This is a genomic window from Clostridium sp., from assembly GCF_036646415.1.
GTDB lineage: Bacteria > Bacillota > Clostridia > Clostridiales > Clostridiaceae > Clostridium_J.
On record NZ_JAVXMF010000005.1, the window covers coordinates 104,694 to 124,135 of the forward strand.

Genomic DNA, 19,442 nt, shown 5'->3' on the forward strand with positions numbered 1-19,442 from the left:
TAACCCTCCTTATTGTTTTGTAAATTCTAATGACACTACCTTGGATATACCCTTTTCTTCCATTGTAACTCCATAAATCATGTCACTAGTTTCCATAGTACCCTTTCTATGGGTTATTACTATGAACTGTATGTGCTCTGAAAATTTCTTCAAAAATTGTCCATATCTAAGTACATTTGCATCATCTAGCGCTGCCTCAATCTCATCTAGTATGCAAAATGGTGTAGGTTTCATTTTTAAGATAGCAAATAGTAATGCTATAGCCGATAGTACTTTTTCTCCTCCCGAAAGAAGATTTATGTTTTGAAGCTTCTTTCCTGGTGGTTCTACATCTATTTCTATCTTACATGTTAGTTCATCATCTCCTTGAAGTGTCAAATCAGCACTTCCCCCTTTAAATAACTCTCTAAAGGTTTCGTTAAAGTAAATTCTAAGTTGCTTAAAATTACTCATAAATACTGTTCTCATTTTCTCAGTGATTTCGCCTATAAATGTAACGATTTCATCCTTTGATTCAACTAGATCTCCTCTCTGAGAACTCATAAATGTGTACTTTTCATTAACTTCTTTAAATTCTTCTATTGATCCTAAATTAACAACCCCTAGATCACTTATCTGCTTCCTTAAGACTGCTACTTCACTCTTCAACACATTTATATCATAACCCTCAACCTTAAAAGTTAATCCTTCTGCGAATGTAAGATTATATTCTTCATTAAGTTTCTTTAAAAGCATCTCTTCCTCTGACTGAATTTTAGTTAAGGCGATTTCATTTTTATGGACTTCTTTTTCTAGTTTCTCTAATTGTAAATCAATATCTTCAATTTTTGAAGTTATAACCGGTATTTTTTCTTTTATCTTTATTTTTTTCACTTCTGATTCTTTAAAAAATTCTTCTAATTCATGAATTAAATTTATTATTTTCTTAATACTGTTACTATTATTATCTATTTGTAATTTATACTTTTCCTTTTCTAACTTAGAATTCTCAATTTCATCCAAGTTATTATTAATTATTTTTCTTTCAATAGCTATCCCTTGCTTCATTCTTTCAAGCTCTAAGTTATTACTACTGATCATCTCCATAATCTTTGCTTTGCTTATCTTAACCATAGTTAACTCTTCTTTTAATTTATCAACATATAAGTTTTTATCCTTAGTTTTAACACTAACTTCTTGATACTCCTCTTCAATGTTTAATATTTTCTCATTAAGTTTCTCAATTTCTATATTTGTTACACTAAGTTTATCCTTAAACACTTTAATTTTTTCATTCTCTTTTGATAAATTTTCGCAAGCTCTTTCAAGTTCTCTTTTATTTCTTGTTTCTTCCTCTGTTACCCTTGAGATTTCTCCTCGTATCTTTGTTATATTGATATTTTCAAAATGTATTTCATCTCTAAGATTTAGCCCCTCATCATCTAACTTTTTAATAATTGTATTCATATCAGATATTTCTTTATTTCTATCTTCAACTATTAAATGACTTTCTGCAATGGTATCAGTTAATTCCTGTATTTCTCTTTTTCGACCAATAACATTTGCATTTTTAGAATAATTACCACCCGTTAAAGATCCACCCGGATTAAAAACTTCACCATCTAAAGTAACAATTCTATATTTATAACCACTGATTTTAGATATGTGTAATCCATCATCCATAGTATCACATATAAGAGTTTTACCAAGAACCTGGTCTACAATACCCTTAAACTTTTCATTAAACTCTATAAGTTCACTAGCTATACCTATATATCCTTTAGACTGTATTATTACTCTATCTACTACTATATTTTTACCTTTAACAATGTTCATAGGCATAAAAGTAGCTCTTCCTATTTTACTGCTTTTTAAGTAGTTAATTAGATTCTTAGCTATAAGCTCATCTTTAGTTACAATATTTGATATGCTTGCTCCCATGGCAATTTCTATAGCCTTTTCTACTTTCTTTGGAACCTTAATTATATCTCCTAATACATAACAATCCTCATTTGTTTTATAAGTCTTGCTATCGGCTATATACTGCATAAGTAGTTTAACGGATTTATTATATCCTTCATAGGAATTTTCTAGAGTCACAAGGGCATTTAACCGAGCTTCTTTATTTCCTTGAACTCTTATTATATCCTTCAGGTTTCTTTCTAAAACTTCAAGGTCATGTTTGTTCTTTATAAAATTCTTTCTATTTACCTTAACTTCCTCTTCATATTTCTCGATATTGCGTATTGTAACCTGCTCTTCTTCCAAAAGATGAGTTTTTGTTTTCTTATTTATTAATATGGAATTTTTATAGGTTTGTACATCTAAAATTAATCCTTCTATGCTTTCCCCACTTAATTCAATATTATTATTTAGAATGCTTCCTTCGTTTCTCTTAGCATTAGTTTCACCATAATGCTTATACTTTAAGTCTTCTAATATTTTTAATCTATCATTATAATCTATTACACTCTTAAGTATTGTAGCTACTTCTTTATCTTTAAGGCTAATCTTCTCTTCAATTTCCTTTTCTTCATCTTTTAGTAAAACAATATTCTTTACTCTACTATTAATCTTTAATTCTTCCGCTTCTATAGAATTACTTTTTTGTAAAATTTCTTTCTGCAGTCTATTTATAGTCTCCTTCAAATATCCTATCTTTTCTTCAAAGAGCTTAACTTCTCCAAGAACATTCTGATGCTTACTTTGATTTTCATAATAAATTGTCTTCTTTTCATCTACAACCTTATTAAAAGACTCTAATTCTTGGTTCTTTTCTTCAAGGCTAAACTTTAATTGTTGTTTTTCACTTTGTAGATTTTCTTGTGATAAAGTCATCCTTTTAATATCATTATTAATTTTATCTATAGTAAACTTTGTTTTTTCTAAAAAATCTGTTATTATGTTAACTTCTTTTATCTTTATTTCCTCTGATGTCTTCAAGAAAACTTTAGCTTTTTCACAATCCATTTCTAAAGCCGGTAATCTTTCTTCATAGGTTGAAATAATATCATTTATTCTAATAAGGTTTTGCTCTGTATTTTCAAGTCTTCTCTCCGCTTCTTCTTTTCTTGTCTTATATTTTACAATTCCCGCTGCTTCTTCAAGCAATTTTCTTCGATCTTCAGATTTAGCACTTAAAATTGCATCAATTTTCCCCTGTCCAATAATTGAATATCCTTCTTTACCAATACCTGTATCCATGAATAAAGCTTGTACATCTTTTAATCTACATACGGTGTTATTAATTAAATACTCACTATCTCCAGATCTATACAACCTTCTAGATACAGTTACTTGAGAATATGCTATATCTAAATCTGAATCACTATTATCTAAAGTCAATGATACTTGCGCAAGTCCCACAGGTTTTCTATACTGAGTGCCTGCGAAGATAACATCTTCCATCTTATCTCCTCTAAGATTTCTAATGCTCTGCTCTCCCAAAACCCATCTTACAGCATCCGAAATATTGCTTTTTCCACTTCCATTTGGTCCTACTACTACTGTTACCCCTTGTTTAAAAGTTAACTCTGTCTTATCTGCAAAGGATTTAAACCCTCTTATCTCAATAGATTTTAAGAACATCTATTCACTCTCCTAATAACCTAAAATAATCGGCAAAACAAACATTAATACCATGATTAAGCATACACCTATCATCATCACCCTAGTATATTTTTCTCTTTTTTTCTTACTCATTCTCATAAAATCACTCCTAATTTAAAATAATTCTTGTAAATTATACAAGCTAAATCTTAGATTTAGCTTGTTAGTTAAATGAAATTCATTGTAATATCATTATGTTGCTAAAGTCTTTCTATTTTGTTCCATAAATATCCTTTAAATATTCTTGTTTTTTTATTATATTTAATTTACCATTATTATAAAACCCTAGACTTCCATTTTCTAAATCACTACTTTGAAGTATACTTAATTTTTTAACTTTCATTTTTTTAAGTAGCTCATTAAAATACTCCTTTTTGTTAGCATATAGCTTTGATATATCCTTAGGATTTATATAAATGCTAGAAGGAATTTCTTTTTTCTTATTTACATAATCATAAATTATATCACAATAAATGCTACCCTCTACTAACTCTCTGTATGCAGGGTGGAATGGACCGTCTATAATATCTCCACCTTCATTAATTTCCTCTGTAGGTTGAAGTCCTATACGTATAACCTTTACCCCACTACTTTCTAGCATACCATAAATTACCTTACTTATATCTACAGACTGTTTTAAACTATAAGGTTTATATTTTCCAGCTAATAAAAGTTTCTCCATTGGTGTATCCTTTATTACTAAGGATGGATAAATTCTGCATATAGAAGGTCCCATAGCTATACTTTTCGTTGTAGTGGCTATATCTTTCTCTTTTGTGTCTCCAGGCAATCCTAGCATTATTTGATGCCCTAAGGTAAATCCATATTCTTTTATTAACTTAGAAGCCCTCTCCACATCTTGGACAGTATGCCCTCTGCCTGATTTATTTAACACATCATCATCTAGTGATTGTACTCCTAGTTCTATAATATCTACATCAAAACTTTTAAGATGATTTAAAATTTCATTATCTATATAATCAGGCCTTGTAGACAATCTAATAAAATTAATAGTTCCAGCATTTTTATAATTTTGCGCCACATTTAGTAATTCTCTTTGCTTACACATATCAATCCCCGTGAAGGTTCCACCAAAGAAAGATACTTCGATTATAGCTTCCCTGTTATTAATAGTATTAAGGTACTCATCTATAGTTTTCTTTACAAAGTTTCCATCAACGTTTCCTGTACTACCTACAATTCCCGCATCTCCTGTAATACTATCTTGATTACAAAACACACAAGTATGCGGACATCCTATATGTGGTACAAATATTGGTATTATATAATGCTTATTACTCATTAATATCACCTCTACTTGCCAATACTTTTTTCGCCGCCATCTGCTCAGCTTCTTTTTTGCTATAACCAGATCCATCACCTTCGACCTCATCATTAATTAAAACCTCAACGAAAAATTCTCTTCTATGAGGTGGACCTTCAAATCTAGTTAGATTATAACAAATATCCACATCACCGTTCTTCTGAAGTATTTCCTGAAGTTTAGTTTTATAATCTAAAATTATTTGATTTTTAACCGCTTTTTGAATTATAGTATTAAAGTTTCTTAATACAAACTCTTTAATAACCTTAAGTCCTTGATCTAAATATATAGCAGCAATTATCGCTTCTACCGCATCAGCTAAAATAGATACTCTAGCTCTTCCACCTGTCAACTCTTCCCCCTTACTCATATATAAATATTTACCCAAATCCCATGACTTAGCTATTTCAAATAATGAATTTTCACATACAATAAGTGATCTTATTTTTGTTAAGTATCCCTCAGTTTCATTTTTGTGATTTATGAATAAATATTCAGATATAATAAGTTCAAGTACAGTATCACCTAAAAATTCTAATCTTTCATTAAATGCTACATTTCTTTCATTAGCATATGAACTGTGAGTTATGGCTGTTTGTAATAATGATAACTCATTAAACTCAATTCCTAATTTTTCTTTTACTTCTATAGTGTTCTTTAATATTTTCATCCTTTTACCTCTTTCATAGAGGTTTATTCTTCAATTTATCCGATGACTAGTCGCTCTAGCATTTCCTCTTTTCAATCTGAAATTAGTAAGTATTAGAGTTACAAAACACAGGTATTTCCTGTACAAATAGATTCAAGAATAAACCTAAAAATAAGGTTCCGCATTGCTACGGAACCTGGTTATTAATCTTCTACTCTTGCTTTTATGTAGTCAACTACATCGCCTACAGTAGCTATCTTTTCTGCATCTTCATCTGGAATTTCTATATCAAATTCCTCTTCAAGGGCCATGATAAGTTCCACTATGTCTAATGAATCTGCACCTAAATCATCAACAAAGCTTGCTTCCATAGTTATCTCTTTTTCATCTATGCTTAGTTGTTCTGCTATTTTTGATTTTACTTTTTCAAACATTTCATTTACCTCCTAAAATTTGAATATAATATCACTATCTAATATAATATCATATTACATAATAATCAACTGTTTATTTATAAATAATAATAATAATATAATATACTAATTTTATTAACTTTTATTCATTAATTTACAAACTTTCTTTTTCTTCTTGGAAAGCTATTTTAACTTTATCTAATACCTTGGTATCATAATATGTTTTTGAAAGTCTAATTGCATTTTTAATTGCCTTACCATCGGAGCTACCATGAGCTTTTATGCATATACCATTTACACCTAAAAATGCAGCTCCCCCATATTCTTTGTAATCATACTGCTTTTTAAACCTACCAAAAACTGGTTTTAATAGAAGTCCACCTATTTTAGTTCTTGTAGAACTCATTATTTCATCTTTTAATTCATTTAAAATAGTACTTGCAACACCTTCATACATTTTTAGTACTGTATTACCAACAAATCCATCACAAACAAGAACATTTACTTCCCCTTTGGGAATTTCTCTTGGTTCTACATTACCAACAAAGTTAATATCTTCTTCTTTTAAAAGTTTATGAGCCTCTTTAGTAAGTTCATTACCCTTTTCTTCTTCTGCACCTATATTAATAAGTCCTACAGTAGGATTATTAACACCTAGTACATTTTCAAAGTACACCTTACCCATCTGTGCAAATTGAGTTAAGTAATGAGGTTTACAGTCAGCATTTGCACCTACATCTATTATCATAAAAGGACCATTCTTACCCGGCATTACAGGTGCTAATGCTGGTCTACTTATTCCCTTAATTCTTTTTACAATAAGTGTACATCCTGCTAAAAATGCACCTGTACTTCCTGCTGATACAATTGCATCAGCTTCATTGTTTTTAACTAATTCTAGAGCTTTAACAAGAGATGAATCCTTTTTAGTTTTCAATGCTTTAACTGGACTTTCATTAGTTGAAATTACCTCTCTAGCATCTACAACTGTTATCTTTTCTTTATTATATTCATATTTTTCTAACTCCGCTTTTATAAGTTCTTCTTTACCTGTTATTATTATATTTATGTCATATTCTTTTTGTGCTAAAACGCACCCTTCAACTATAGTTTGTGGAGAATGATCTCCACCCATTCCATCTACTACAACTTTCATATTAAACCCTCTCACTATCATTTACAATTAATATAAACAGAGCTCTTAGCTTCATAGGATCATTCTATACTCATCAGAGATATAATTATTATTCAGATCCCTAATCACTTCAATACTCATATTCAGGCTAAATCCCACTTAAATATTCATACTTAACTTTTTCTAAAATATTTAAGTATATTATATATTTTTTTTTGAAAAAATTCCACACAAAAAAATAAAAGAAAGTCTAATGACTTTCTTTTTTATTTCTCAGTTGAAATAACTTCTCTATTTTTGTAGTAACCACAGTTCTTACAAACTCTATGAGCAAGTTTCATATCATGACACTGAGGGCATTCAACTATTCCTGGTAAACCAAGTTTAAAAGTTGAAGCTCTTCTTCTATCTCTTCTGCCTTTTGAAAATTTTCTAGCTGGATTTCCCATTATTACACCTCCTTATAGTCAGAAAACATTTGTGTTAGCTTTTCAAGTCTAGGGTCTACATAAAAATCTGAACAAGAACATTGTCCAAGATTTAAATCTTTCCCACAAGTCTGGCATAAGCCTTTGCAATCATCCTTGCATAACCTTTTTATAGGCAATTCAAGCATAATACTGTTTTCAATAATTTCATACATATCTATATTATCAGCTTTGATTGAGATAATCTCACAATCTTCAGTGTTTGATAATTCTTCCTCAATATGAATATTAACCTCAAAAGGAAAAACTTTCATACATCTAGAACAGTTTAATAATACCTCAGTATTTACATCGCCAATAAGTTCTAGTACTCCTTTTCTACGACGTAAAAAACCATCAAACTTAATAGGTTTGGAGTACTCAACTATCTCAACGCCATCGAAAAAGTTATCTTTTTCAATTTGTATATTGATATCTTTTTTTTCATAGTTTTTTTCATTTAATTCATTTATATCTATAATCATAATAATTACTCTGAAAAAACATTCAACCTATGTTTTTCCTCATACAACTAAAGTAGTCATATATAATGCAAAATGCATAGCTTGAGCAAAGCTCCAACGTCCCTCCTTAAGTTAATTAAATGTATCATTCAAACACAAGTTATTATATAAATTATACAGGTAAAAGTCAAGATAATTTACTCATGTATATTTTTTCCTTATGGAGAGACATTGAAATTATTGTATTATTTGTGAATTTACAATTATTTTGAAGTAAGTGTTTTAGTATCTCTAGCTATTACTAACTCTTCATTAGTAGGTATAACAAATACTTTTACCTTAGCTCCATCTTTGCTTATCTCTGTAGTTTTTCCTCTTACATTGTTCTTAGCTTCATCAATTTCAATTCCTAAGAATTCTAAGCCTTTACAGATGTCTACTCTAGTTCCTATAGCATTTTCGCCAAGACCAGCTGTAAATACTACTGCATCTACTCCGCCCATACCTGCTGCATAAGCACCTATCATTTCTCTTACTCTGTAGTTATATACGTCTAAAGCAAGTATAGCTCTTTTATTTCCTTCACCCGCTGCATCTTCAATATCTCTGAAATCGCTGCTTACTCCTGATAATCCAAGAACTCCTGATTCTTTGTTCATTAGGTTATCAACTTCTTTAGCGTTCATGTTGCACTCATTAATTAAGAATGTAGCTATAGCAGGGTCAATGTTTCCACATCTAGTTCCCATAGCTATTCCTTCAAGTGGAGTGAATCCCATACTTGTGTCTACACAGTGACCATCTTTTATTGCAGCTAAACTAGCTCCATTTCCAAGGTGGCAAGTGATTATTTTAACATCTTTAATGTCTTTTTTCAACATTTTAGCACATTCAGCTGATACAAATTTGTGTGATGTCCCGTGGAAACCATATTTTCTTATACCATATTTTGTGTATAATTCATATGGCAGTGGGTACATATAAGCTGTTTCTGGCATAGTTTGGTGGAATGCTGTATCAAATACTGCAACCATAGGAGTAGTTGGCATTAAACTCTTGCAAGCGTTAATTCCGATTATGTTTGCTGGATTGTGAAGTGGTGCAAGTTTTACACACTCTTCTAAGCTAACCATAACTTCGTCATCGATTACTACTGATTCAGAATATTTTTCTCCGCCGTGAACAACTCTGTGTCCTACTGCTGATATCTCATCCATAGAAGCAATAACACCATGTGTTCCATCAACTAATGCACCTAAAACTAATTTTATTGCATCTTTGTGATCAACCATTGGCTCTTCAATTATATATTTATCTTTTCCTGGAGCCTTTTGAGTTAAGATTGACCCCTCAATTCCTATTCTTTCTACTAATCCTTGTGCTAAACTTTCTTCAGTCTCCATATTAATTAATTGGTATTTTAATGAAGAACTTCCGCAATTTATTACTAATACTTTCATTTTTAATTCCTCCTATGCTATTGTAATATACTATTATATAAGATTAACTTATATTTATAATTAAATCAACAACCCATTTAATGGTATTTATTTATTATTTTGTGCTTGTACTGCTGTAATTGCTACAACATTTACTATATCATCCACACTACATCCTCTTGAAAGGTCATTTATTGGTTTTGCAAATCCTTGACATACAGGTCCTATAGCTTCTGCTCCTGCAAATCTCTGAACTAACTTATAACCAATATTTCCTGCTTGTAGATCTGGGAATATTAGAACATTTGCATTTCCTGCAACTGTGCTATTTGGCGCTTTAAGACTTGCAACTTTTCCTACGATTGCAGCATCAAGTTGTAATTCTCCATCTATTGCAAGATCTGGTCTTGTTTCTTTTGCAAGTTTAGTAGCTGCAACAACTTTATCTACATTTTCATGCTTTGCACTTCCCATTGTTGAGAATGATAGCATTGCAACTTTTGGATCTATTCCACATAGTACTTTTGCATTTTCTGCTGTACTTATAGCTATTGATGCAAGTTCATCTGCTGTTGGGTTTGGATTTACTGCACAATCTCCAAATAGTAATGTTCCATTATCTCCATATGGTGAATTTGGTACTTCCATAACAAAGAAGCTTGAAACAACCTTTGTTCCTGGTGCTGTTTTTATAATTTGAAGACCTGGACGTAATAAATCTCCTGTACTATGTACTGCCCCTGAAACTAAACCATCTGCATCTTCCATTTTAACCATCATAGTTCCAAAATAAACAGGGTCTTTAACTGTTTGTAATGCTTTTTCCTCTGTAACACCTTTACTTTTTCTTAATTCATAGAATGCTTTTGCATATTCTGCTGTTTTTGTCGAAACTTCTGGGTCTATTACTTCAATCCCATCAATATTCACCCCAAAGCTCTTAGCATTCTCTCTTACTTTAGCCTCATTTCCAACTAATATAACATTGGCAATATTATTGCTATGAATGATTTCTGAAGCTCTTAAATTTCTTTCTTCTTCACCTTCTGGTAGTACTATTGTTTTCACATTCTGTTGTGCTATTTTCCATACTTTTTGTGTAAAATTCATTTTATATAACTCCTTTCAGTCAAAAAATCCTAAATATCCCTTATTAATATACCCCTTTTCGTATATATTTTTCAACCTTTATAGTGAATTTTTTTTATTTAGTGTATAATAATTGCTATTAAACAATAAATAGATATAGTTTTTTAATATAATTTATAATTGTATCAATGTTAGGAGGTAAATTAAATGAAGGTATCTGGAATTATCGTAGAATATAATCCTCTTCATAATGGACATCTATTTCATATAAATAAAACAAAAGAACTTACTGATAGCGATTTAGTCATAGGGGTTATGAGTGGAAACTTTAATCAACGAGGTATTCCTTCTATAATAGATAAGTGGAGTAAAACTAGAATGGCTTTGAATAATGGTGTTGATATAGTCTTAGAGCTTCCTGCAGTATATAGCTTATCCTCAGCTGAATTTTTCTCATTTGGAGCTGTAAGCCTTCTTAATAGTTTGGGTATAGTGGATTCTATCTGTTTTGGAAGTGAGATTGGAGATATTGATTTGCTTGATCAAGTGTCTACATTACTTGTAGATGAACCAAGTACATTTCAAGATATGTTAAAACTAGAGCTTAGCAAAGGTCTTCTCTTTCCTAAGGCACGTTCCACTGCATTAATTCATTACCTAACTGATAAAACTTCCTACAGTGAAGAAGACTTAGCTCATTACTTAAACTCTTCTAATAACATTCTTGGTATTGAATATATTAAAAGTTTAAAAAAGCTTAATAGCAATATAACCCCATATACGCTAAAACGAGAGGGTGGTTTATATAATAGCACAAACCTTGATAATATTTTTTCAAGTGCTACATCAATAAGAAAATCTTTAAAATCCGCCACTTCTATTGAAAGCTTAATAAATCATATTCCACAAACCGTATATGAGGAATTTATAAATTTAAAGAGAAATAATTATAATTTCCCATTTGATGACATGATATATCCCTATATAAAGTATAAAGCTTCAACCAGTTCTAAGAATTATTTCGAACTTATACCAGATGCCTCTGAAGGTCTTCATAATAAAATACTTAGGAGCCTTGAAAACTCCACAAGCTATGGAGAATGCATCTCAATGATAAAAAGCAAGCGTTATACCTACACTAGAATTAGTAGGATACTCTGCCAGTATTTCTTAGGATTTTATGAGTACGATACCTTAGCCATGCGCAATTCCCCCTGTCCTTATGCTCGCATCTTAGGATTTACTAACCATGGAGCCTCGGCTCTTAAATCAATGAAGAACAATGCTAATATACCTTTATACTCTAAACTCCCTAAAGAGCTAAATCCATGGTTAAAACTTGATTTACAGTGTACTAAAGGATATAGCATTCTTAATCCATCTATTAGACCAAATGAAGACTTCCTTACAAGCCCTATTATCCTTTAATTGCTCTTCGAGATTATTTTATGTTTTCTGCAGATAATCTCGAGGATTTTATTTAAAATAATTTTATTATCATATATTCATGAAATAAAAAATATATTTAAGTATATCACTTAAGAAGGAATGTATTAATGAGAATCTTATTATTAATTGTATTTGCACTAATTGTTATATTGATATATTTTTTATTTAAAAAAACATCAAAAAGTTTCCTATTCACTGCCATTCTTTCACTTTTAATTTTTTATATCATACTTAATCCTAAAAACTGTATTGCTTTTACTATATCTGGAACCAAACTATTTTTTTACTCTGTATTTCCTTCATTGTTCCCATTTTTAGTTATTGTTAACTTGATTTTTGCCTTTGGTGGCATAGAAATATACTCTAAATTTCTTGGAAAAATTATTTGTACCCCTTTAGGTCTTCCTAAAGAATGCAGTGTAGTTCTTCTAGCTAGCATATTTTGTGGCTATCCTTTAGGTGCTAGATATGCTTCCGAATTATACGAATTAAAAAGAATTGATAAACCAACCTTCCAACGACTTATAAATATTGCAACTAACGGAAGTCCATTATTTATAATCGGTACTGTTGGTACAGCCATGCTTCATAGTACTTTTTTAGGTTACATTCTTCTTATATCAAATTTATTATCCTGCATTATCATGGGACTAATACTTCCTGGCAGAACAAAATTCAAACCATATTCTACCTCGAAATCTTTAGTAGCTGCTACAAAACTCGAAAATAATTCTATTAACTTTGGAGTAGTTCTTAAAGATTCTCTTGAGGATGCCACTAAATCTTGTCTTTCAATTGGTAGCTTTGTAGTTATTTTTTCGCTATTAATAAATATAATAAAAAGCAGTGCTTTATATCGCACTGCTCTTGCAACCTTATGTATATCTGGACTCATACCATATGATCTTATAGATGGACTTTTCCTAGGGTTCCTAGAAATCACCAACGGATGCAACATTCTCTCTGTAAGTACACTTAGTATAAACACTAAGGTTGTTCTATGTAGCTTCTTGATAGGATTTAGCGGATTATCTATAACTTCACAGGTATACTCATTTCTATATAAATATAAAATTTCTATGAAAAAATATATATCAATTAAAATTATTCAAGGAGCTATCTGTTCTTTCATAACCTTTATATTCTTAAAGCTCCCCTTTACAATGATAGAACAAGAGACCTTTTTAAACAAGTATAGTATATTATCATCCAAAACAAGCTTTTTAGTAATACTTATATTTCTATTCGCCTTGCCAGTCCTGTTAAAAAAGTTAAAGGAAATCTTCTTAAATATCTCCTAATTCCTTAATATTATCTCTCACCTTTGCTGTAGTGGAAGAGATTTGTTTGTACATTTTTACAAGCATTTCTTCCATTTCATTTTGCATAGTTTTCAATGATTCTTCACCTATAATATCGATATCCTTTTGCAAATTACTTAAAGTGCTATCTGCATAATTCATAACGCCAAACTTTAATTCTTTTGCTTGTTTAGTAGCCTCAGCTTTAATCTTCTTAGCCTCGCTATTTGCATTATCTAATATTTCTTGTGCTTCTTTTCTAGCTTCTAATAAGATATCACAATTATCATATTCATCCTGGGCTCTTTTTCTGCTACTTTCTATAATGCTTTCTTCTTCTCTCTTTGCTTCACCCAAAATAGAATCTTTACGTTTCATTATGTTTTTAGCTTCTTCAAACTCATCTGGTAGTAACCTTCTCATTTCATTCAACATCTTTGTAACTTCTTTTTTATTTATAGATACCTTTCCAACTAAATTTTTTGGTGACATATCTATGGTTTGTTGTAAATAATCTAATAACTCTAATACCTTCACTTACTATTCCCCCTTGAACTTTTTAGCTCTTTCTCTTATTTCTTCTTCTAATTCGCTAGGTATTAAACCCTCTAAATGGCCTTTAAATAAAGCTACTTGCTTTATAGCTGTTGAACTAAGATATGAATATTTTGAGTTAGTCATCATAAACATGGTTTCTTTTGTTTTATTCAGCTTTTTGTTCATTAATGCCATTTGAAATTCATAGTCGAAGTCTGACATAGATCTTAATCCTTTTACAATAACCTCAATATTTTCCTCTTCCATAAAGTCTACTAGAAGCCCAGTAAATCTTTTAACTTTTACGTTCTGTAGAGGCTTAATTACCCTTTCTATTTGTTCAACCCTCTCTTCAGGACTAAACCATCCATTCTTATCAGGGTTAACTAATACTGCTACTATTACTTCATCAAAAACAAATGAGCACCTCTTTATTATATCTAAGTGTCCATTTGTAATTGGGTCAAAACTTCCTGGATAAACTGCCTTAATCATCTTTTACTCCTTAAACTCATAAAAACACACTGTAGTGTTTCCATATTTTCTTTGGTCTATCAATACAATATCCTCATGTCCCTGACAAATTTCTTCTCCTGAATCAATTTTTGTAACAATTAATCCATCTCTTTGAAGCAATTTATTCCTTTTTATAAGATCTAATGCTGGTGGTATCATATCTTTTGCATAAGGTGGGTCAATGAATATAAGATCAAATACCTTACCCATTCTTCCGAATTCCTCTAGATATTTATAACAATCACCTTTATAAGATTTGCAAATGTCTTGAAACTTTAAATCAATAATATTTTGCTTTAGACATTTATAAGTAACATCCCCCATGTCTATAAGATGACATTCCGTTGCTCCTCTACTAGCTGCTTCAAGTCCTAAACTTCCTGTTCCCGCAAACTGATCTAGAACTATACTTCCTCTAATCTTATTTTGTATTATACTAAAAATTGATTCTTTTACTCTATCAAGGGTAGGTCTTGTTCCCATGCCCTCTGGTGATAGTATCTTTTTACCTCTAGCTTTTCCTGAAATTATTCTCATTGTAAGTCTCCTTATTTTCTTAGTTAAAGCAAATATATTTTGTGCTTTTCTCTAAGTTCATCATTATTTCTTCAAGTATTCTTTTATTTTCTTCATCCTTCTTATTAAGGAACTTCTTAGCTTCATCATTTGCAATTTTAAATAATGGAAAATCCTCATTGAAATCGCTAAGAATCAATCCATTTTCACCTGATTGTCTTAATCCAAACATTTCTCCACTACCCCTTAACTTAAGGTCTTGTTCTGCAATATAAAAACCGTCACTGCTATTTTTCATTATTTCCATTCTCTTTTTTGTAGTTTCGCTTTTTATATTAGCTACAAGTACACAGTAAGATTTGTGTGCTCCTCTACCAACTCTTCCCCTTAACTGATGTAGTTGGGATAATCCAAACCTCTCAGCATTTTCTATAATCATCATTGTTGCATTAGGTACATTTACTCCTACCTCAATAACTGTAGTTGATATTAACACTTTAATATTATCTTGCTTAAATTCATTCATAATTAAATTTTTGTCTTTATTACTCATTTTACCATGAAGAATAGCGATTTCCACACTTTTAAAGTAAGTTTTTTTAAGTTCTTCGTATAAATTTGTCACAGAACTTAATTTCATGTCTTCATTTTCCTCTACCAGAGGGCAAACTATATAAACTTGCCTTCCCTTTGCTATCTCCTCTAGTGCAAAGCTATACACTCTTTGTTTTTCTTGAGTGGATAAATAATAGGTATCTATAGGTTTTCGTCCTGGTGGTAGTGTGTCAATTATAGATACATCTAGGTCTCCATAAAGGTATAGACATAAAGTCCTTGGAATAGGTGTAGCACTCATAACTAAAACATCAATATCTTCTCTTTTGTTTCCAAACTTAGTTCTTTGCCCAACTCCAAATCTATGCTGCTCATCAGTTACTATTAGTCCTAGATTATTAAACTGAACATTATCTTCTATTAATGCATGAGTTCCAATTATTAAATCTATTTCTCCTCTAAAAAGCTTTTCCTTTATAATACTTTTATTTTTTTCTGTAGTACTTCCTGTTAGAAGCTCTACACGTATATTAAAACTATCATAAAGCTTCTCGGCTTCATAATAGTGTTGCTTTGCTAGAATTTCTGTAGGAGCCATCATAGCACACTGGTAGCCATTCATTACCACATTAAAAAGTGCTATAAGTGCAACTATTGTCTTACCACTGCCAACATCTCCTTGAACTAATCTATTCATAGGAGTTGTCATTTTTTGATCTCTAAGTATTTCTCGCACTGTCCTTGTTTGAGCATCAGTTAACTGAAATGGCAATTTCTCTTTAAAAGAAGTTAATTCCTTAGATATCTTAAAAGAAATCCCCTTTGAACTTATATTTCTATTTTTAAGAGCCATTATTTTTAATGAATATGTAAATAGCTCTTGAAATTTTAATCTCTTTCTTGCAGCCTCTAACTCTTTCAAACTTTTAGGATTATGTATATTCCTTATAGCTTCATCTAGTGACATAAATTTATAATTATCCATTAGCCAGCTTGGTAAATTTTCTTGAATCTTAACCAAATTTAAAGCCTCTGTGATTATCTTATTTAAAAAGGTATTTGAGATATCATCCCTTAATGGGTACCTTGCCATAATATCAGTACTGTCCGTAGTTGTATTTCTCATTATAGTTGCATTTTTTATTATAAATTCCTTACCCTGCTTTTCTACAGTTCCATTTATAACATATTTGCTACCAACTTTAAATCCAATTTTAATGTAGGGTTGATTAAACCATATACCCTTTACTCGAACACCTTTATGAATGAATCTAATAGTTGTAAGGATCTTTCCCGTTTTAGTTCTAATATCCGGTAGAATCCTTTCAACATCTACTTCTAATATTATCTTTCCTTTAGAATCTATATCCTGTAAATCATCAACTATGAAAATACTTTCGTAGTCCCTTGGGAAATATAATAGTAGATCTAATATGCTATATATACCACATTTACTTAATTTATCAGCCATTTTAGGCCCAACACCTTTTATTGTCGTAACGCTACTGTAAATATTCACTTTATCACTCCACATTTTCAATATAGAAAAAAAGCCCTAAGGCTTTTATTCTACTGATGTAATGAAATAGTATAGTGGTTGTTCTCCACTAAAACATTGAACATCCATATCTGGGTATGCTTCCTCTAAATCTGCTACTAACTGATCAACCTTATCACCTTCGCAGTCTTCACCATAGAATATAGTAATAAGCTCGCTATCTTCATTTACCATATTCCCAATGAGAGTTTTGCAAACATCATATACATCGCTACCAATTTCATTAATTTTTCCTTCTAATAAGCCTAAAATATTTCCTTCTTTAATAACCCTACCATCATCTTCAGTATCCTTCACTGCATAGGTTACTGATCCAGAAGTAACATTCTCAATAACTTCATTCATTAATTCTTCATTTTCTTCTGAAGAGCCATTTTGATTAAACATAGTTATAGCAGTAATTCCTTGTGGAATTGTTTTTGTTGGGACAACTATAACCTTTTTATCTTCAACTAAATCTATAGCCTGAGTTGCTGACATTATTATGTTTTTATTATTTGGAAGTACAAAAACAACTTCTGCATTTACATTGTTAATACTCCTAACAATATCTTCAGTACTAGGATTCATGGTTTGACCACCTTCAATAACCTCATCTACTCCAAGATCCTTAAATATTGAAGATATTCCATTTCCTCTAGCTACTGTTACAAATCCATAAGGCTTTGCCTCTTCTTTAACTTTTTCAATTGAAGCATTATTCTTAGCTTCATCTATTTCTATTAAAGATCTATGTTGTTCTCTCATATTATCAATCTTAATTTTAGAAAGAGGTCCAAATGTTACTGCTTTAGATAGAACTGCACCAGGATCATTTGTATGAACATGAACCTTTGTTATATCTTCTAGACCTACAAGAACTAGAGAATCTCCATGTCCTTCTAAAAATTCTTTAAATGAAGCCGTATCTTTTACTTCGTTTAATATTATAAATTCAGTACAATACCCAAATTTAATATCTGATGGATCTATATTTACCTCTGGAGAATCATACTGATTTTCTACTTCTTCTGCTTCTCCATCTTTAAGAAGAGATATATGGCCTTCTTGCTTCAAGGCTTCCATCATTCCTTTTAATATGATTAACAGACCCATTCCTCCTGCATCCACTACCTTTGCTTGTTTTAACTGTGGTAACATATCTGGAGTTTTATCAAGCATTATTTTACTTTCTTCACAAACTTCCTTAAATAACTCAATCATATCCTCAGCCTCGCTACATATAGCCCCTTCTCCTGCTGCTCTTATGATTGTAAGTATAGTTCCCTCTGTTGGTCTCATTACTGCCTTATAAGCAAAATTTGAGCCTTCTACAAAAGAGTTCTTAACCTCATCTACATTTGCCTCTTCTCTATTCTCAAGTCCCTTTGCAATTCCTCTAAGAATTTGAGAAAGTATAACTCCAGAATTTCCTCTAGCTCCCATTAAAGCACCTTTTGCTAATCTTTTTGAAACTTCACCTATTGATTTATTCTCAAGTCCTTCAATTTCTTTAGCTGCTGCCTTAAATGTTAGCGACATATTAGTTCCTGTATCTCCATCTGGAACTGGAAAAACATTTAATGAGTTTACATATTCCTTTTGCTTTTCCAGTGCATTTGAAGCACTTCTAATCATATTAGAAAAATCACGTCCGTTTATTGTTGTATACGTCACTTTATGTTCCCCCTTAGACTCTAATGCCTTGAATATTAACTGTAACTTGTGAAATCTTAACACCTGTAAGATTTTCTAAATTGTATCTAACTGTTTGTATTATATTATTAGCTATTACAGCGATTTTAGTTCCATATTCTACAATTATATATAATTCAATAGCTACAGAGTTTTCTTTTTGAACTATTTTAACACCTTTTGCTAAGTTTTCAGCTTTTAATAATTCCCATAATCCATCCTTAGCATTTTTCAAAGCCATGCCAACAACTCCATAACATTCCATTGTTGATACTCCTGCTATATTAGCTACTACATCTTCAGAATAATACACATTTCCTATTTCAGTTGTTATATTAGCTTTCATAATCAATTCCTCCTTAATTATACCTTATAAATATTTTATATTAACTTAAGCTTTAATTCAACTAATATAATAACATATATTATTGAATTTTATCAGAATTATATGTATAATAATAGAGGTATGTGTTTATTTTTCTTAATACTTGCAACAATCATAGTAATTGTGTTAAAATAACTTATGTTTGATTCATAGCAGTATGTTGGAATTTTGAGGAGGTGTAATATATGTCAAGAAGATGTGAAATATGTGATAAAGGTGTAGTTTCAGGAGTACAATTCTCTCACTCTCACCGTCAATCTAAAAGAAAATGGGCTCCAAACTTAAAAAAAGTTAAAGCTATCGTTAACGGTTCACCTAAAACCGTACACGCTTGTACTAGATGCTTACGTTCTGGTAAGGTACAACGTGCCGTTTAGATCGTA

At 30.8% G+C, this 19,442-nt stretch carries 18 protein-coding genes; 3 read left to right on the forward strand and 15 right to left on the reverse strand.

Going from position 1 to position 19,442, the window contains the following annotated elements; genetic code table 11:
* Window positions 1–9: 9 nt before the first annotated feature.
* From smc to pta, 9 genes are all read right to left on the reverse strand, one after another.
* The gene (gene smc / locus RSD37_RS05425) at window positions 10–3,567 is read right to left on the reverse strand and encodes a chromosome segregation protein SMC (protein ID WP_346945689.1); all 3,558 of its coding nucleotides are present in this window, start codon (window positions 3,565–3,567) and stop codon (window positions 10–12) included.
* A 232-nt stretch (window positions 3,568–3,799) separates the two neighbouring features.
* Entirely contained in the window at window positions 3,800–4,891 is a 1,092-nt protein-coding gene (locus tag RSD37_RS05430) for a radical SAM protein (protein WP_346945690.1), read from the reverse strand.
* Window positions 4,884–5,582: a ribonuclease III gene (gene rnc, locus RSD37_RS05435; RefSeq protein WP_346945691.1), complete on the reverse strand. Its 699-nt coding sequence runs from the start codon at window positions 5,580–5,582 to the stop codon at window positions 4,884–4,886. Before rnc ends, RSD37_RS05430 begins: the two co-directional genes overlap by 8 nt.
* Window positions 5,583–5,764: 182 nt before the next feature.
* A complete protein-coding gene (gene acpP / locus RSD37_RS05440; protein ID WP_346945692.1) occupies window positions 5,765–5,995 on the reverse strand; it encodes an acyl carrier protein in 231 nt (76 codons plus the stop codon).
* A 133-nt stretch (window positions 5,996–6,128) separates the two neighbouring features.
* Window positions 6,129–7,130, reverse strand: a complete 1,002-nt coding sequence (plsX, locus tag RSD37_RS05445) for a phosphate acyltransferase PlsX (protein WP_346945693.1) — start codon at window positions 7,128–7,130, stop codon at window positions 6,129–6,131.
* A gap of 245 nt (window positions 7,131–7,375) precedes the next feature.
* Window positions 7,376–7,558 carry a 50S ribosomal protein L32 gene (gene rpmF, locus RSD37_RS05450; protein WP_346945694.1) on the reverse strand — a complete coding sequence of 61 codons (183 nt, stop codon included), beginning with the start codon at window positions 7,556–7,558 and terminating at the stop codon, window positions 7,376–7,378.
* A gap of 2 nt (window positions 7,559–7,560) precedes the next feature.
* Complete coding sequence (locus RSD37_RS05455; protein ID WP_346945695.1) at window positions 7,561–8,061, reverse strand: DUF177 domain-containing protein; 501 nt, start codon at window positions 8,059–8,061, stop codon at window positions 7,561–7,563.
* 242 nt (window positions 8,062–8,303) lie between these two features.
* Window positions 8,304–9,500: an acetate kinase gene (locus tag RSD37_RS05460; protein ID WP_346945696.1), complete on the reverse strand. Its 1,197-nt coding sequence runs from the start codon at window positions 9,498–9,500 to the stop codon at window positions 8,304–8,306.
* 87 nt (window positions 9,501–9,587) lie between these two features.
* Window positions 9,588–10,589: a phosphate acetyltransferase gene (gene pta / locus RSD37_RS05465; protein WP_346945697.1), complete on the reverse strand. Its 1,002-nt coding sequence runs from the start codon at window positions 10,587–10,589 to the stop codon at window positions 9,588–9,590.
* Window positions 10,590–10,775: 186 nt separating this feature from the next.
* Here pta and RSD37_RS05470 point away from each other — a divergent pair, with 186 nt between their 5' ends.
* Complete coding sequence (locus RSD37_RS05470; RefSeq protein ID WP_346945698.1) at window positions 10,776–11,996, forward strand: nucleotidyltransferase; 1,221 nt, start codon at window positions 10,776–10,778, stop codon at window positions 11,994–11,996.
* A 128-nt stretch (window positions 11,997–12,124) separates the two neighbouring features.
* A complete protein-coding gene (gene ylbJ / locus RSD37_RS05475; protein WP_346945699.1) occupies window positions 12,125–13,318 on the forward strand; it encodes a sporulation integral membrane protein YlbJ in 1,194 nt (397 codons plus the stop codon).
* Here the strand turns inward: ylbJ and RSD37_RS05480 are convergent.
* Genes RSD37_RS05480 through RSD37_RS05505 form a run of 6 tightly spaced genes read right to left on the reverse strand, consistent with a single transcriptional unit; the run spans window position 13,304 to window position 19,020 of the window.
* Complete coding sequence (locus tag RSD37_RS05480) at window positions 13,304–13,855, reverse strand: HrpE/YscL family type III secretion apparatus protein (RefSeq protein WP_346945700.1); 552 nt, start codon at window positions 13,853–13,855, stop codon at window positions 13,304–13,306. The genes ylbJ and RSD37_RS05480 overlap by 15 nt on opposite strands.
* 3 nt (window positions 13,856–13,858) lie before the next feature.
* Window positions 13,859–14,350, reverse strand: a complete 492-nt coding sequence (gene coaD, locus RSD37_RS05485) for a pantetheine-phosphate adenylyltransferase (RefSeq protein WP_346945701.1) — start codon at window positions 14,348–14,350, stop codon at window positions 13,859–13,861.
* Between the two features lie 3 nt (window positions 14,351–14,353).
* The gene (gene rsmD, locus RSD37_RS05490; protein WP_346945702.1) at window positions 14,354–14,908 is read right to left on the reverse strand and encodes a 16S rRNA (guanine(966)-N(2))-methyltransferase RsmD; all 555 of its coding nucleotides are present in this window, start codon (window positions 14,906–14,908) and stop codon (window positions 14,354–14,356) included.
* 19 nt (window positions 14,909–14,927) lie between these two features.
* Window positions 14,928–16,961 (reverse strand): ATP-dependent DNA helicase RecG, encoded by a 2,034-nt coding sequence (recG, locus tag RSD37_RS05495; RefSeq protein ID WP_346945703.1) that lies wholly within the window; start codon window positions 16,959–16,961, stop codon window positions 14,928–14,930.
* Window positions 16,962–17,006: 45 nt separating this feature from the next.
* Window positions 17,007–18,617: a DAK2 domain-containing protein gene (locus RSD37_RS05500; protein WP_346945805.1), complete on the reverse strand. Its 1,611-nt coding sequence runs from the start codon at window positions 18,615–18,617 to the stop codon at window positions 17,007–17,009.
* Between the two features lie 52 nt (window positions 18,618–18,669).
* Window positions 18,670–19,020, reverse strand: a complete 351-nt coding sequence (locus RSD37_RS05505; RefSeq protein ID WP_346945704.1) for an Asp23/Gls24 family envelope stress response protein — start codon at window positions 19,018–19,020, stop codon at window positions 18,670–18,672.
* A gap of 224 nt (window positions 19,021–19,244) precedes the next feature.
* On the opposite strand from RSD37_RS05505, the gene rpmB reads away from it, so the two are divergent.
* Window positions 19,245–19,436 carry a 50S ribosomal protein L28 gene (rpmB, locus tag RSD37_RS05510; RefSeq protein ID WP_346931796.1) on the forward strand — a complete coding sequence of 64 codons (192 nt, stop codon included), beginning with the start codon at window positions 19,245–19,247 and terminating at the stop codon, window positions 19,434–19,436.
* The last annotated feature ends 6 nt before the right edge of the window (window positions 19,437–19,442 follow it).

Coding starts and splice junctions, on each gene's coding strand:
- smc (WP_346945689.1), bottom strand. CDS start 3,567: ATGTTCTTAAAATCTATTGAGATAAGAGGGTTTAAATCCTTTGCAGAT.
- RSD37_RS05430 (WP_346945690.1), bottom strand. CDS start 4,891: ATGAGTAATAAGCATTATATAATACCAATATTTGTACCACATATAGGA.
- rnc (WP_346945691.1), bottom strand. CDS start 5,582: ATGAAAATATTAAAGAACACTATAGAAGTAAAAGAAAAATTAGGAATT.
- acpP (WP_346945692.1), bottom strand. CDS start 5,995: ATGTTTGAAAAAGTAAAATCAAAAATAGCAGAACAACTAAGCATAGAT.
- plsX (WP_346945693.1), bottom strand. CDS start 7,130: ATGAAAGTTGTAGTAGATGGAATGGGTGGAGATCATTCTCCACAAACT.
- rpmF (WP_346945694.1), bottom strand. CDS start 7,558: ATGGGAAATCCAGCTAGAAAATTTTCAAAAGGCAGAAGAGATAGAAGA.
- RSD37_RS05455 (WP_346945695.1), bottom strand. CDS start 8,061: ATGATTATAGATATAAATGAATTAAATGAAAAAAACTATGAAAAAAAA.
- RSD37_RS05460 (WP_346945696.1), bottom strand. CDS start 9,500: ATGAAAGTATTAGTAATAAATTGCGGAAGTTCTTCATTAAAATACCAA.
- pta (WP_346945697.1), bottom strand. CDS start 10,589: ATGAATTTTACACAAAAAGTATGGAAAATAGCACAACAGAATGTGAAA.
- RSD37_RS05470 (WP_346945698.1), top strand. CDS start 10,776: ATGAAGGTATCTGGAATTATCGTAGAATATAATCCTCTTCATAATGGA.
- ylbJ (WP_346945699.1), top strand. CDS start 12,125: ATGAGAATCTTATTATTAATTGTATTTGCACTAATTGTTATATTGATA.
- coaD (WP_346945701.1), bottom strand. CDS start 14,350: ATGATTAAGGCAGTTTATCCAGGAAGTTTTGACCCAATTACAAATGGA.
- rsmD (WP_346945702.1), bottom strand. CDS start 14,908: ATGAGAATAATTTCAGGAAAAGCTAGAGGTAAAAAGATACTATCACCA.
- RSD37_RS05500 (WP_346945805.1), bottom strand. CDS start 18,617: ATGATTAGAAGTGCTTCAAATGCACTGGAAAAGCAAAAGGAATATGTA.
- RSD37_RS05505 (WP_346945704.1), bottom strand. CDS start 19,020: ATGAAAGCTAATATAACAACTGAAATAGGAAATGTGTATTATTCTGAA.
- rpmB (WP_346931796.1), top strand. CDS start 19,245: ATGTCAAGAAGATGTGAAATATGTGATAAAGGTGTAGTTTCAGGAGTA.